The sequence below is a fragment of the Candidatus Pelagibacter sp. FZCC0015 genome, from assembly GCF_007833635.1.
Lineage (GTDB): Bacteria > Pseudomonadota > Alphaproteobacteria > Pelagibacterales > Pelagibacteraceae > Pelagibacter.
Genome location: NZ_CP031125.1, coordinates 404531 through 415531, shown reverse-complemented (window position 1 = coordinate 415531; position 11001 = coordinate 404531). Strand labels below are relative to the sequence as shown.

Genomic DNA, 11001 nt, shown 5'->3' with positions numbered 1-11001 from the left:
ATATATAATAACATATATGGATATAAATGAGTTAATTGCAATTGTAAAAAATAAATTATTAAATCAAATAAATATTGAAAGTATAAATATTGAAGATAAATCTTTTCTTCATAAAAATCATAAAGGAAATCAAGAAGGAAAATTTCATTTAAAATTAGTTTTAAGATCGAATGAGCTTAAGCAAATGAATAAAATCGAGAGCAATAAAAAGGTTTATAAAATTTTAGAAAAGGAATTAAAAGATTTTATTCACTCTATTCAAATATTAATTATTTAATTCTTTTTTTAAAAATTTAAATAAGTATTTTTTACTGTAATGATTTTTTATAATTGGTTTTGTTATTCTTTTTAATAGAATTAGGTTAATTTTATTTGCTTTGTTTTTTTTATCATTTGACATAAAAGAAATAATTTTTTTTATATCTTTTAGAGAAAAAAAATTATTCAATTTATTTGGTAGTTTAGAATGTTTAATATGTTCAATTATTTCTGTATAATTAGATTTGTTAATTAAATTATTTTTATAACTAAAATTTAAAGCAGTTTTCATGCCCAAGATTACTGCTTCACCATGGTTTAATTTTTTTGAATAATTTAATGTCGCCTCATAAGCATGAGCAAAAGTATGACCAAAGTTTAAAGTTTTTCTCAATCCATTTTCTTTTTCATCCTTTTCTACAATGTTTTTTTTTATTTTACAGCTTTCAAAAACTGAATTTTCAATAAATGGAGACTCTAATTTAAGTATTTTTTTAATGTTTTTGTTTAGGAATAAATAAAATCTTTTATTAGCAATAATTGCGTGTTTCAACACCTCAGCATAACCACATATAATTTCTCTTTTTTTTAAAGTTTTTAAAAAATTTGTATCACTAATTACTAATTTGGGTTGATAAAAAGTACCAATTAAATTTTTCCCATTTTTAGTATTAATACCAGTTTTACCACCTATAGATGAGTCTACCTGAGATAAAAAAGTTGTTGGAATGTTAATAAAATTTATTCCTCTTTTAAATGTACTTGCTGCAAATGCAGTTACATCTCCAGTGATTCCACCACCAATTGCAACTAAACAATCCTCTCTAGAATAATTCTCATCTAATAGTATTTTTAAAATTCCATTTACACTTTTTTGATTTTTATTTTTTTCTGTAGCTTTAAAAAAATGAATTTTTTTTTTACTTTTTTTAATTGATTTGTGGATTGTTTTTATTATTGGTTTTGGAACATTTTCATCAATTACAAAAAGATACCTTGAAAATTTAAAATGATATTTTTTTAAAATGTTTGAAAAACCAGAAATAATATTTGATCCAATAATAATTGGATAATATTTTGATTTACTATTTATTCTTAGATTTAATTTTTTCATATAATTCAATAACTCTATTTACAATTAAGTTTTTACTTAAATTATCACATTTAACTTCATATAGTGCTTTTGAGTAAATGGTAGATCGTTTTTTAATTAAATCAATAATTTCGTTTTCATTAGCATTTGCAACTAAGGGTCTTTTTTTACTATCTTTTATTCTTTTTATTAGTGTTTTATCATCCCAATTTAGCCAAAAAGATAAATGATTTTTTATAATCTCATTCCTAATATTTTTATTTGTAAAAGCTCCACCACCGAGTGAAATTACACTAGAATTTAATTTCAGTTTTTTTAAAGTTATCTTTTCTTCAATTTTTCTAAAATATACTTCTCCTTTAGTTTCGAATATTCGTTTTATTGTGGTATTTAAGTTTTTTTCAATTTCTTTATCTATATCTACAAAATTTAATTTTAATTTTTTTGCAACTAATAATCCAATAGAGCTCTTACCAGAACCCATCATCCCCAAAAAAACTATATTTTCTTTTGATTTCATAAGTTTCTTTATTGAAAAAACATAAATATGTCTTAATTTGAAATTAACTAAAAGTATATGCAATTCATTAAAAACACAAGTTCAGGCAAAGCAAGTATCATAGGACTTGTTATTAAATCTATAATTGGATTAGGGGTTGTTTTAGGTATTATTTTTTTTCTAAGTACAATTGATTTTCCTGCACCTAAAAAAGCAATTGAAAAAATTATTCCAAATGAAAATTTTAAAATTGTTAAATAAGAAAATTCTTTTAATTAAATGTGTTTGTCTTATTTTTTTTACACCTGCTTTTGCAGAAGAGAAACCGATTGATATTTGGAATATAGAAAAAAAAGATAATCAAGTTATTTCAGAAACAAATATTTCAACTGAAAATTCTAGCGGCACTACTCAGAATAGTGTTTACGAACTACAAACAAATAAACAAAAAGATACTATTAAACTTGATAAAGAATTTTCATCAAAAGAAATTAAAATTGTTGGACTATATGATCCTAGTGAATACGGTTTGAGTATGGATATGTGGTCAAATTCTGATGGAAAAAAATTAAAAAATTTATTTCAGAATATTAAAAAGTTTGATCTTTCAGAGGATGCATCTGATATAATGCATATATCTTTATTAACCAACGCTTATTCTCCAACTCAAAATATTACTGAGAAAGAATTTATGAGCTTTAAATCTGATTGGTTAATAAAGGATGCAAACTTAGAATTAATAGAAGAATATTTAATTAAAAATCAAATAATAAATTTACATCCAAATTTGGCAAAATATTTGGTGGATACTTATTTATCAGAATCAAACGTAAAAAAATCATGTGAGATTTTTTCTAAAAATACAGAACCTCTTCAAGATGAATATCTATCAAAATTTAATTTATATTGTTTAATCAATTATGGAAAAAATGAAGAGGCACAACTAATTTTAGATTTAAAAAAAGAGTTAGGTTTCGAAGACAGTTATTACGAAAACAAAATAAATTATTTATTTGGATATCTAGATGAGGCTGACAAAGAAATATCTATAAATTCAATTTTAGATTTTCATTTAGCTCATAGAACTAACCCTGAGTTTTCTTATGAACCAAGCGAAGATACACCTAAAATAATTTGGAAATATCTTTCAGCTGCTAATTTACTTTTTAAAATTCAAGATATAGAGATTACGGATGTAGAAAAAATTTCTACAATAGAAAAAGCTGTTAATGATAAAAATTATTCTGAAGAGGAGTTATTCGAATTTTATAAAAAATTCCAATTTAATATTAATCAATTTTTAAATGCAAAAGAGGCATATAAATCCCTATCTTCAATCGAGGGACGCGCTCTTTTATATCAAAGAACTCTTTTAGCTGAAGAACCAAAAATCAAATTAGAATTTATAAAGATATTAAAGGATCTATTTATATCTGATGAAATAGGTGATGCCTTTGATTTAGAATTAAAAAAATTTTTAGGTGAAATTAATGTTGAGGATGTGCCTTCAAATTTTACAACATTTTATAATAGCAATCTAAACAAGAAAGAGACAGCAGATAAAAAGATTAAATATAATAGTAAAATTTTACATCAATCAAAACTTATAAATTATTTTAATGGGGACTATGCAAAATCTAAAATTGAAGAGGATCTAGATAAATTTTTAAAGAAAATTAAAAAAGATAAAAAATATTTTTTATCAAAAAAAGATATAATTTTTATAGAGGCACTTAAATCTGATGGAGTTGAAATTTCAAAAAAATATGACAGTCTTTATGAGGTGAAGCAATCAGAAATGCCTGCCGATATTCAAACAATGATAGATAATAATGAGATGGGTGCCGCATTGTTGAGAATAATTGAGGTAATTGGACCTGATAAAATTGAAAATATTGATGAAGATACAGTTTATTTTATTATCAATACTTTAAATCAATTAAATGTTGATTTAATTAGAAACAAACTATTGCTAAAAGTTCTTCCTTTAAAAGTATAAAAATTATAATAAAATCAATTTATGGCCATCAGAACTATAATAACAGAACCTAATAAATTACTTAGGCAAATATCTAAACCAGTCAATAGCGTTGGTAAAGAAGAACAAAAATTGATGGATGATATGCTGGAGACAATGTATGACGCAAATGGAATTGGTCTCGCGGCCATACAAGTTGGTGTACCAAAGAGAATTATTGTTATGGATATAAGTAAAGATGAGAATAAAAAAGAGCCAAGATATTTCGTAAATCCAGTTATTAAAAATAAAGATCCAGAAAAAGCAACTTATGAAGAAGGATGTCTTTCTGTACCAAATCAGTTTGCAGAAATTGATAGACCTAGTAAGTGTGAAGTAGAATATCTTGATTATGATGGAGAAAAGAAATTGCTAAAGGCCGATGGTCTTCTGGCAACATGTATTCAGCACGAGATGGACCATTTAGAGGGAATCCTATTTATTGATTATCTTTCAAAATTAAAAAGGTCAATGATAATTAAAAAATTATCAAAATTAAAATCTACTTCTGTAGAAGCTTAATCAATGTTAAAAAAAATAGTTTTTATGGGTACTCCCATGTTCGCTGTTCCAATTTTAAAATCACTTTATCAAAATGGATATCCTATTTCTTGTGTTTATACACAACCACCTCAAAAATCTAAAAGAGGTCAAAAAATTAACAAGTCACCAATTCAATTAATTTCAGAGACTTTAAATATAGAATTTAGAACACCAAATTCATTAAAAGAAAATTTAGATGAATTAGAATATTTTAAATCTTTAGAGGCAGATTTAGCAATAGTTGTTGCTTATGGTCAAATTATACCAAAGTCATATTTAAATTTAACTAAAAAAGGATTTATTAATATACATGCATCTATACTTCCAAAATGGAGAGGTGCAGCTCCTATTCAGAGATCAATTATGAATTTAGATAAAGAGACAGGAATAAGTATTATGAAAATAGGCGAGGAACTAGATACAGGACCTGTATGTAATGTTTATAAAATAAATATAGAAGATAATTTAAATGCTGAAGATATTAATGAAAAGCTATCAAGTTTGGCTGCAGAGAAAATTTTAGATAATATAGATGATATATATGAGGATAAAGCAAACTTTATAGAACAAGATCACTCATCAGCTACATACGCTTCAAAAATTCAAAAATTAGAGGGGCAGATTAATTGGAAAGAAGATGCTAAAATTATAATTGGTAAAATAAATGGACTTTATCCAGTTCCAGGCGCTTATTTCATGTTTAACGGTGAGAGATATAAAATATTAAAAGCAGAAATTGGACAAGCACAAGGAAAACCAGGTGAGGTTTTATCTGACCATTTAGAAATTTCATGTGGAGATAAAAAATCAATAAAAATTAAAGAAATACAAAGACAAGGAAAAAAGCCTCAAAGTATTGGAGAATTTGTTTTAGGAACACAAATTAAAAAGGGTTCATTTTTATAATGAATAGATACCAAATACTTATTGAATATGTGGGGACAAATTTTAGAGGATGGCAAATTCAAAAAAAGGGCCAAACAATTCAAGGATTAATTCAAGAAAAATTATCAAAATTATTAAAAGAAAAAATTATTTTACATGGTCAAGGAAGAACTGATGCAGGGGTTCATGCATTTGAGCAATCTGCACACTTCGATTGTAAAATTAAAATAATTGATACAATTAAATTTTTAAAATCCATTAATCATTTTTTAAATTTAAAAGACATTGCAATTAAAAATATTAAAAAAAGAAATAATAAATTTCATGCTAGATTTTCAGCAAAACAAAGAATTTATAAATACTTTATTTTTAATCAAATAAGCCAACCAATAATTGAAAAAAACAGAGCATGGCATGTTCGTAAGCCTTTAGATTTAGAATTAATGAAAAAGGGTGCAAAAAAGTTATTAGGAACCCATGATTATTCAACTTTTAGATCATCAAGTTGTCATGCAAAAAGTCCAATTAAAACTTTAAAATCAATAAATATTAAATCATCAAAAAACAAAATTGAATTTCAATTTAGTTCTCAATCTTTTTTACAACATCAGGTCAGATCTATGGTTGGTTGTTTAAAATATTTGGGGGAAAAGAAATGGGATTTGAAAACTTTTGAAAAGAGATTTAAGTCAAAAAAAAGAACACTGTGTGCTCCTCCTGCACCACCAAGTGGTTTATTTTTATTTAGAGTTCTTTATTAATTTATTTTTATTGCTCATAGCAAACTTTTTATTTATTCGCCATCTAGACTCAGCTCTTACAATATACCCACAACAGTTTTTTGATTTACATTTACAAGGAAATTGTTTGTAGTTTTCATCATAACCAAATCCATAATCACATGTAAACTCCTCACCTTTTTTAATATCTTTGATTGCTTTGACCCAAATTTTCAATCCCTTTCCATCGTAATCACAATTATTATCACAAGAATGATTAATTAAACCTGCGGTATTCCATGGAAAATCTCCATCTAGATCGTATCTTTTATTTATTGTGAATAAATATATTGGTTTACTATTATCGTACTTATCAGAATCTTGTGTTTGTTTTTTAGTTATAAGTTTTCCAACATAGTCTATTATTTTTGTTCCCTCTTTAATGTCACGAGTTGCATAAAGTCCTCTACCTTTATTATCAATTCCAGACTTTTTTATTTTATATAATTTCATGAAGGTTTTTATTTAGAGTTTTATTAAGATTTATCAATTAAATTCTAAAAGAGCATCAACGTGTCTTTTAGTGCTGTCTCGAAGTGCATTTAGGTCATAACCGCCCTCTAAAATTGAAACAACTTTTCCACTACAAAACTTTTTAGAGGTCTCTAATACTCTTTTAGTAATAGTAAAATAATCCTCTGTTTTTAAATTAAATTGAGCGAGAGGGTCATCTTCATGGGCGTCAAAACCAGCGCTAATCAATATAAACTCTGGTCTAAACTCTTCTAATTTTTTTAATACACGGTCAAATACGTTTAAATATTCTTCTGAACTTATACCAGCTGGCAAAGGTATATTAAAGATATTGTTAAATTTACCTCTTTCTTTTTCAGAACCAGTTCCTGGGTAGTAGGGATATTGGTGAGTTGATATAAAAAGAACATTTTCATTTTCATAAAAAATATCCTGTGTTCCATTACCGTGATGTACATCAAAATCTATTATTGCAACTTTTTTATATTTATATTTTTTTAACAAATAATTTGCACCAATACTCACTGAATTTAAAATGCAAAAACCAGCTGCTTTATTTTGTGAACTATGATGTCCAGGAGGTCGAACACCACAAAATGCATTTTTAAATTCTTTTTTTTCTACTCCATCAATTGCAGCAATTATTGATCCAACTGCATCGAAAGTTGCATCTTTGCTTCCAGGTGAAATGATTGTATCACCATCAAGTGAAGAAAAACCTTTTTTTGGGAAAGAACTTTTTACTAAATTTAAATAATTATTTTCATGTGTGGTTAATAGAATATCATCTGAAACCTTAGATGGTTTCTTCCATATAAGATTTTTATTATTAAGTTTTTTAAAATTTTCTACTATGACTGATACCCTTGCTATTTGTTCTGGATGTCCAGGACCTGTATCATGATTTTGAGATGTATCTGATGTAATTAAGCCAGTTTTCACTTAAAGTAATTATCTAAGATTTTAGTATAAATTAAAGTTAATCTTTTTAAATCAGATAGTGACACACATTCTCCTACTTTATGCATAGTTTTTCCTACTAATCCAAATTCTAAACATGGAGCTATTTTTCTTATGAATCTAGCATCCGATGTACCACCAGTTGTAGATAATTTAGGTTTAATTTTTGTAATTCTCTTAATTGTATTTTGTATCATAAATGTAGTTTTGTTAGGTTTAGTTAAAAAAGCCTCACCAGAAACACTATATTCAATTTTATATTTTGATTTATTTTTATTACAAATTTGTTTTATTATTTTATTAATTTTATTCTTTAATTTGTAAGATGTATGTTTGTTATTAAATCTAATATTAAAAGAAGCACCAGCTAATCCCGGAATTACATTATCAGCTGAATTATCAATGTTAATTTTTGTTATTTCTAAATTTGTAGGTTGAAAATCTTTTGTTCCTTTATCAAATTTAATTTCTTTTAACTCTTTTAGTATTTGGACTAAAGCTGTTGATGGATTGTTAGCTCTATTTGGGTAAGCGACATGACCTTGAATACCAATGACAGACAATTTTCCAGTCATACTACCTCTACGACCAATTTTTATCATTTCTCCTAATTTATTTGGATTTGTAGGTTCTCCTACTAAGCAAAAATCTATTTTTTCTTTTCTTTTTCTCAAATACTCAACAACTTTTTTTGTTCCATTAATTGCAATTCCTTCTTCGTCCCCAGTAATTAGAAGGCTAATAGACCCATCAAATTTTTTATTTATTTTAGAAAAATTACTTACCGCAGTAACAAATGCAGCTATTGAGCTTTTCATATCATTTGCACCTCTGCCAATTAGGTATCCTTTCTTAACAGCAGGTTTGAATGGATTAACAGTCCAATCATTCAAATTACCGGGTGGTACTACATCTAAATGACCTGCATAACAAAAATTTGGACTTGCGGTACCAAGTCTTGCGTAAAGATTTTTTACAGGATAACTATTTTTATCTTTAAACTCGAGAATTTTAGTTTTAAAGCCAATTTTTTTTAATTTTTTTTCTAAAAATTTAATAACACCAGCATCAGTTTTTGTAACAGATGGAAACCTAATTAGCTCTTTAGCTAATTGTAATTCATTTATTGTTGGCATTTTAATCTCTTAGAAGATCGTTAACTGATGTTTTAGATCTCGTTTTTTCATCAACTTGTTTAATTATTACTGCACAATACAAAGATGGCGCTTGTGGATTGTTTTTATCTGGTAAAGATCCTGGAACTACCACTGAATAAGGTGGAATTTTTCCATAAGTTACTTCACCAGTTTTTCTATTAACAATTTTTGTTGATTGTCCAATATACATTCCCATACTAAGAACAGAGCCTTCCCCAACTATTACGCCTTCTACTACTTCAGACATTGCTCCTAAGAAAACATTGTCTTCAATAATTGTAGGTAATGCTTGAGCAGGTTCTAATACTCCTCCAACTCCAGTACCAGCTGAGATATGACAATTTTTTCCAATCTGACAACAGCTTCCAGCACGACTAAACGTATCCATCATCGTCCCTTCATCAATATAAGCACCAATATTTACATAACATGGCATTAAAACCGCATTTTTTCCTACAAATGATCCTTTTCTTACAGGTGAATTAGGTACCATTCTAAAACCAGCTTTTTCATGATCTTCTTTTGTCCATCCAGCTGTTTTTCCTTTAAGTAAATGAGCTTTGTCATACCAGCTACTGTATGGACCATTTAAATTTTCCATTGGGTACATTCTAAAGCTTAACATGATAGCTTTTTTTAGATGTTGATGTGTAACCCATTCACCATTGATCTTTTCAGCTACTCTTGCTTTTCCACTGTCTAAATCATCAATAATTTGATTAACAGCATCCTTTAAAGATTTATCTGAATTTTGACTTACTTGGTCTTTATTTTCCCAAGCTTCATTTATAATTTTCTCAATACTCATAGTTTTATGAGTTTTTTAATAACCTTATTTCTTTTAAAAATAAAGAAAGATTTTCAATTTTGTAATCAATATACTCTTCATCAGACTCTTTTTTCCCCCAGTATTCATCATTGATTAACCAAACTGTTTTTGCTCCTCTTTCTTTTCCAATAGATAAGTTTTTTGCGATATCTTCAATATAAAGTGTCTCAGTTGGATCAATTTGAAATTTTTTGACCATAAGATCAAATGCTTTTGCATCAGGTTTTGGACTGTACTCAGCATCAACAATATCAAATACACCATCAAATTGATCATCAATTCCTAAGTGAGTAGTAATATTTTTAACATGTTCTTTACTACCATTTGTAAAAACAAATTTGTTTAGATTAATATTTTCAAGCTCATTCCTTAAAGCAGTATCTTTTTCTAAAAAATCTAAATTAATATCATGCACGTAGTCTAAAAATTCTCTTGGAGGTATGTCGTGATGTATCATTAAACCATTAAGACTAGTGTTATATTTATGAAAATAATTTGTTTGTAATTCTTTTGCCTCTTTTAATTCTACATTTAATTTATTCGAAATATATTGAGTCATTTTTTTACTTACTTGACCAAATACTCCTTCAAGATCACTATAGAGTACCCCATCACAATCAAATAATATGTTTTTGATATTCTTTAATTCTTTCATTGTCTTATTAGGGTCCCAGAGCCCTTGTCAGAGAATATTTCCCATAAACATGAATGTGGCTTTGTGCCATTGATTATACCAACTGCTGTTACACCATTATTTACGGCGTCTAAGCATGCGTTTATTTTAGGTATCATACCTTCTGTAATAGTTTCATCTTTAATCATTTCAAGAACCTCTGAAGAAGAAATTTCCTCTATTAAATTCTTATTTTTATCTAAAACACCATCAACATTCGTCATTAACAATAGTCTTCTAGATTTTAAAGATTTTGCTATAGCCATTGCAGCTGTATCTCCATTAATATTATATGTTTGGTTTTCTTTACCTAATCCTAATGGAGAAATTATAGGAACTTTATTTTGATTAATTGTATTTAATATTTGTTCATTATTAATCTCATTTGGTATTCCTACAAATCCTAATTCTTCTGCTTCTGGTATAGTTTTTATAACATTATTATTTTTTGTGTGAATAGAGATTGCCTCTGTGCCTTTGTCTTTTAAAGAATTAACAATGTCATTATTAAAATCAATCAAAACAGTTTCAACAATATCAATTATATTTTTGTCAGTTACTCTTAGTCCTCTTATAAATTTTGATTGAATATTTGATTTTTCTAGCTCTCTTTTAATCCTAGGTCCACCACCATGAATTACCACAGTTGCAAGGCCTAATTTATTTAAAACACTAAGATCAGTTATAAAATTATTAAATACGTTTCTATCAATTAAAACGTTTCCACCGTATTTAATTACTATTAAATCATTTTTATATTTTTCAATATATTTAGTTACTTCATTAATTGGTGGCCCATCTTTAGGTAATATCTTTTCAAGGTCCATTTATTAT

The 11001-nt window shown here is 26.8% G+C and carries 14 protein-coding genes; 6 read left to right on the top strand and 8 right to left on the bottom strand.

Annotation, left to right across the window (positions count from 1 at the left end; translation table 11 throughout):
* Window positions 1-16 precede the first annotated feature (16 nt).
* Entirely contained in the window at window positions 17-277 is a 261-nt protein-coding gene (locus DT059_RS02210; RefSeq protein WP_145596385.1) for a BolA/IbaG family iron-sulfur metabolism protein, read from the top strand.
* Here the strand turns inward: DT059_RS02210 and aroB are convergent.
* Window positions 266-1372: a 3-dehydroquinate synthase gene (aroB, locus tag DT059_RS02205; RefSeq protein ID WP_145596383.1), complete on the bottom strand. Its 1107-nt coding sequence runs from the start codon at window positions 1370-1372 to the stop codon at window positions 266-268. The two genes, DT059_RS02210 and aroB, sit on opposite strands and share 12 nt — an antisense overlap.
* Window positions 1344-1871, bottom strand: a complete 528-nt coding sequence (locus DT059_RS02200; protein ID WP_145596382.1) for a shikimate kinase — start codon at window positions 1869-1871, stop codon at window positions 1344-1346. Before DT059_RS02200 ends, aroB begins: the two co-directional genes overlap by 29 nt.
* Window positions 1872-1928: 57 nt before the next feature.
* Here DT059_RS02200 and DT059_RS02195 point away from each other — a divergent pair, with 57 nt between their 5' ends.
* From DT059_RS02195 to truA, 5 genes are read left to right on the top strand one after another with little or no spacing between them, the layout of a single operon-like run.
* Window positions 1929-2111: a hypothetical protein gene (locus DT059_RS02195; protein WP_145596380.1), complete on the top strand. Its 183-nt coding sequence runs from the start codon at window positions 1929-1931 to the stop codon at window positions 2109-2111.
* Complete coding sequence (locus DT059_RS02190; RefSeq protein WP_145596378.1) at window positions 2086-3849, top strand: hypothetical protein; 1764 nt, start codon at window positions 2086-2088, stop codon at window positions 3847-3849. The genes DT059_RS02195 and DT059_RS02190 overlap by 26 nt, the downstream gene beginning before the upstream one ends.
* Window positions 3850-3870: 21 nt before the next feature.
* Window positions 3871-4389, top strand: a complete 519-nt coding sequence (gene def, locus DT059_RS02185; protein WP_072091137.1) for a peptide deformylase — start codon at window positions 3871-3873, stop codon at window positions 4387-4389.
* Window positions 4390-4392: 3 nt separating this feature from the next.
* Complete coding sequence (gene fmt, locus DT059_RS02180) at window positions 4393-5316, top strand: methionyl-tRNA formyltransferase (RefSeq protein WP_145596376.1); 924 nt, start codon at window positions 4393-4395, stop codon at window positions 5314-5316.
* Complete coding sequence (gene truA / locus DT059_RS02175) at window positions 5316-6056, top strand: tRNA pseudouridine(38-40) synthase TruA (RefSeq protein WP_145596374.1); 741 nt, start codon at window positions 5316-5318, stop codon at window positions 6054-6056. Before fmt ends, truA begins: the two co-directional genes overlap by 1 nt.
* Here truA and DT059_RS02170 read toward each other — a convergent pair.
* Genes DT059_RS02170 through argB form a run of 6 tightly spaced genes read right to left on the bottom strand, consistent with a single transcriptional unit; the run spans window position 6036 to window position 10994 of the window.
* Window positions 6036-6527 carry an SET domain-containing protein gene (locus tag DT059_RS02170; RefSeq protein ID WP_023854413.1) on the bottom strand — a complete coding sequence of 164 codons (492 nt, stop codon included), beginning with the start codon at window positions 6525-6527 and terminating at the stop codon, window positions 6036-6038. The genes truA and DT059_RS02170 overlap by 21 nt on opposite strands.
* Window positions 6528-6560: 33 nt before the next feature.
* Complete coding sequence (locus DT059_RS02165; protein ID WP_145596372.1) at window positions 6561-7490, bottom strand: histone deacetylase family protein; 930 nt, start codon at window positions 7488-7490, stop codon at window positions 6561-6563.
* Window positions 7487-8644, bottom strand: a complete 1158-nt coding sequence (gene dapE, locus DT059_RS02160) for a succinyl-diaminopimelate desuccinylase (RefSeq protein WP_145596370.1) — start codon at window positions 8642-8644, stop codon at window positions 7487-7489. The genes DT059_RS02165 and dapE overlap by 4 nt, the downstream gene beginning before the upstream one ends.
* Before the next feature lies 1 nt (window position 8645).
* Window positions 8646-9473 carry a 2,3,4,5-tetrahydropyridine-2,6-dicarboxylate N-succinyltransferase gene (gene dapD, locus DT059_RS02155; protein ID WP_145596368.1) on the bottom strand — a complete coding sequence of 276 codons (828 nt, stop codon included), beginning with the start codon at window positions 9471-9473 and terminating at the stop codon, window positions 8646-8648.
* 4 nt (window positions 9474-9477) lie between these two features.
* Window positions 9478-10149, bottom strand: coding sequence for a pyrimidine 5'-nucleotidase (locus DT059_RS02150; RefSeq protein WP_145596365.1), 672 nt, complete (start codon window positions 10147-10149; stop codon window positions 9478-9480).
* Entirely contained in the window at window positions 10146-10994 is an 849-nt protein-coding gene (gene argB / locus DT059_RS02145; RefSeq protein ID WP_145596363.1) for an acetylglutamate kinase, read from the bottom strand. Before argB ends, DT059_RS02150 begins: the two co-directional genes overlap by 4 nt.
* Window positions 10995-11001 lie beyond the last annotated feature (7 nt).

What these genes read in the sequence shown, in the direction of transcription:
- dapE (WP_145596370.1), bottom strand. Translation starts at nt 8,644, where the DNA reads ATGCCAACAATAAATGAATTACAATTAGCTAAAGAGCTAATTAGGTTT.
- fmt (WP_145596376.1), top strand. Translation starts at nt 4,393, where the DNA reads ATGTTAAAAAAAATAGTTTTTATGGGTACTCCCATGTTCGCTGTTCCA.
- def (WP_072091137.1), top strand. Translation starts at nt 3,871, where the DNA reads ATGGCCATCAGAACTATAATAACAGAACCTAATAAATTACTTAGGCAA.
- DT059_RS02190 (WP_145596378.1), top strand. Translation starts at nt 2,086, where the DNA reads ATGAAAATTTTAAAATTGTTAAATAAGAAAATTCTTTTAATTAAATGT.
- DT059_RS02200 (WP_145596382.1), bottom strand. Translation starts at nt 1,871, where the DNA reads ATGAAATCAAAAGAAAATATAGTTTTTTTGGGGATGATGGGTTCTGGT.
- DT059_RS02210 (WP_145596385.1), top strand. Translation starts at nt 17, where the DNA reads ATGGATATAAATGAGTTAATTGCAATTGTAAAAAATAAATTATTAAAT.
- dapD (WP_145596368.1), bottom strand. Translation starts at nt 9,473, where the DNA reads ATGAGTATTGAGAAAATTATAAATGAAGCTTGGGAAAATAAAGACCAA.
- aroB (WP_145596383.1), bottom strand. Translation starts at nt 1,372, where the DNA reads ATGAAAAAATTAAATCTAAGAATAAATAGTAAATCAAAATATTATCCA.
- DT059_RS02195 (WP_145596380.1), top strand. Translation starts at nt 1,929, where the DNA reads ATGCAATTCATTAAAAACACAAGTTCAGGCAAAGCAAGTATCATAGGA.
- DT059_RS02170 (WP_023854413.1), bottom strand. Translation starts at nt 6,527, where the DNA reads ATGAAATTATATAAAATAAAAAAGTCTGGAATTGATAATAAAGGTAGA.
- argB (WP_145596363.1), bottom strand. Translation starts at nt 10,994, where the DNA reads ATGGACCTTGAAAAGATATTACCTAAAGATGGGCCACCAATTAATGAA.
- truA (WP_145596374.1), top strand. Translation starts at nt 5,316, where the DNA reads ATGAATAGATACCAAATACTTATTGAATATGTGGGGACAAATTTTAGA.
- DT059_RS02150 (WP_145596365.1), bottom strand. Translation starts at nt 10,149, where the DNA reads ATGAAAGAATTAAAGAATATCAAAAACATATTATTTGATTGTGATGGG.